Origin of the sequence: Mycobacterium sp. SM3041 (assembly GCF_039668335.1) — a bacterium.
Taxonomy (GTDB): Bacteria; Actinomycetota; Actinomycetes; order Mycobacteriales; family Mycobacteriaceae; genus Mycobacterium.
In genome coordinates this window covers 1-1,893 of record NZ_JAYXBQ010000005.1, presented here as the reverse complement: position 1 = coordinate 1,893, position 1,893 = coordinate 1, and the positions used below count along the sequence as shown (strand labels likewise).

Below are 1,893 nucleotides of genomic sequence, written 5' to 3'. Positions count from 1 at the left end.
GATCCGGGCCCGCTCAACATGGCCGGCAGGCATCGTCGAGGACCGTGTCCACGACTGCAATGTCGCACGATCCTCATCACTGATCACCAACGCAGATGACGGCATACACCATCATCGCACACTGTAAACTAATTAATGACGCGCGACACTAGGTGTCGTCATCAGTCATTTCCTCTCAAAATCAGCCGGCCATCGCTGTCGGCCTCACTACTGTTTGCATCTACCAAAATCAGTTGCTCGTCGTCTGTGTCCCAACCGAATTCGATCTTTCCGCCCTCCCACAGCTCTAGGACACTTGCCGCTGTGTAGAGCTCGCCAACAGCGGCCACAGCGTCATTCAGTTCATGGCTACCGATGGCGCCACCAGAGCACTTGACCAGCTCGGCCACCAATTGCGTTGTCTTGCTGCGGCCTAGCGGCCAGTCACCGCTGTCGATTTGCGTCATGCAATGCTCTCCTGCTCTCTTTCCCGCTGTCTCACACGACGTTCCTGCCGCGCAATGCTTTCCTGCTGCCGTGTCTCCGGATCGATTGCGCTGCGAGCCGTCAACCCCGCTGCTGCCATAAATCTCGCGTTCTCCCTACCCAATTCATCCTGTGACCGACCGTCTGTCAGTTGCCAATCGGTGTCAAAAGCCAACCGTTGCAACAGTCCTGGCCACGCAGTACCGGCAAAATCCATTTGGGGACACCGTGCCAACTCGGCCAGCGTCGCCAATAGCTCTGTGTACGTAGCCACTCGGCCAGTCCTCACCACGATTGATTTAGGTTCTCTCGCAACCACGTTGGCCAGCGATTCACAGTCACCGTGGTACGCACGCCAACGCCGCTTTCCGTCGTGACCTGGCACCACCGTCAGGAAACCCTCATCACCCCTAATCAGTGCCGCGCACTCATCGCACACAATCGCCAGCTCCCCTGGCCTAATCGCTGGCGTTCTACGTTTCGCCATCTAGTTGCCTCATTTCAAATTCTCTCTCGAAATCCAACGTTTCTTAGCTGACCTAACAGCACGTTTAGCACGAGTCGGGGGTATCCCCCCTAGAGATAGTGTTCTAGGGGGGAACACCTAGAAACGTGCTAAACGTGCTGTTAGACAGGCTAGCTATCCTCATTGATTTTGCCCTGCAAATTCGGTGGGATCTTGAATAGCCTTTAAGCCGATTCCCGTACGAAACCGCTTGCCGTTACTGGGCTTGCCAGAGCAGTACCCGCGTTCCTCCATCGCCTGATTGAATGCCTTCAAACCGACTGCCTCGCAACCATCTTCGCTTTGCCAAGCCACCCAAGCCTGATGCAACCGCTTTGGCTCCACCTTTTGATCCGGCCCCGTCACGCAACGGTCTGCAATAAATCTGCCAATTGCGTCGCTCTCTTGGTGATAGCTTTCAGTAGCGAATCTGACCTGTTGTGGCTCATTTAGCCCACCATTTAAATAAGCCATCAAACCCGAAATTGCCCAAGTGATCACAGCATCGGCTTCAAGCTGCAATTTCTCGCCTAGACTTTTGTCCTGTTCAGCCTGCGGAATATGCACACCGAACGGAACTACACGCAACCGTCGCCAGATGGCCATATCGTCGCCCGACACTTTCGGCTTGTGGTTGGTAACCAGCATCAACGTATGGCTTGCCTTGAATTCCACGAAATCCTGACGCATACGCCTGGCGCGCACCTTGCTGTCAGCGGTCAATCGCTTCACGGTTGTCTCGGCCAGTCGCCGGTCCTTTTCGCTCTCCGATACGAACACCCAGCGGCAACCGAGCAGGTCCATTTGGGTCTGCTGCACGAATAGGTGACATCTGAGTTGGCTTGCCCAGCATGGGCGGGCTGGAAGGATGTCCCCATGGCAAGGCCCTACCCCCGCGAGTTCCGCGACGACGTCGTCCGGGT

2 protein-coding genes are annotated in these 1,893 nt (G+C 55.8%); both read right to left on the bottom strand.

What is annotated here, in order from left to right; genetic code table 11:
- Positions 1-161: 161 nt before the first annotated feature.
- Positions 162-446: a hypothetical protein gene (locus VXD91_RS03090; protein WP_346414629.1), complete on the bottom strand. Its 285-nt coding sequence runs from the start codon at positions 444-446 to the stop codon at positions 162-164.
- A gap of 665 nt (positions 447-1,111) precedes the next feature.
- Positions 1,112-1,774, bottom strand: a complete 663-nt coding sequence (locus VXD91_RS03085) for a phage/plasmid primase, P4 family (RefSeq protein ID WP_346414628.1) — start codon at positions 1,772-1,774, stop codon at positions 1,112-1,114.
- Between the last annotated feature and the right edge of the window lie 119 nt (positions 1,775-1,893).

Coding starts and splice junctions, on each gene's coding strand:
- VXD91_RS03085 (WP_346414628.1), bottom strand. CDS start 1,774: ATGGACCTGCTCGGTTGCCGCTGGGTGTTCGTATCGGAGAGCGAAAAG.
- VXD91_RS03090 (WP_346414629.1), bottom strand. CDS start 446: ATGACGCAAATCGACAGCGGTGACTGGCCGCTAGGCCGCAGCAAGACA.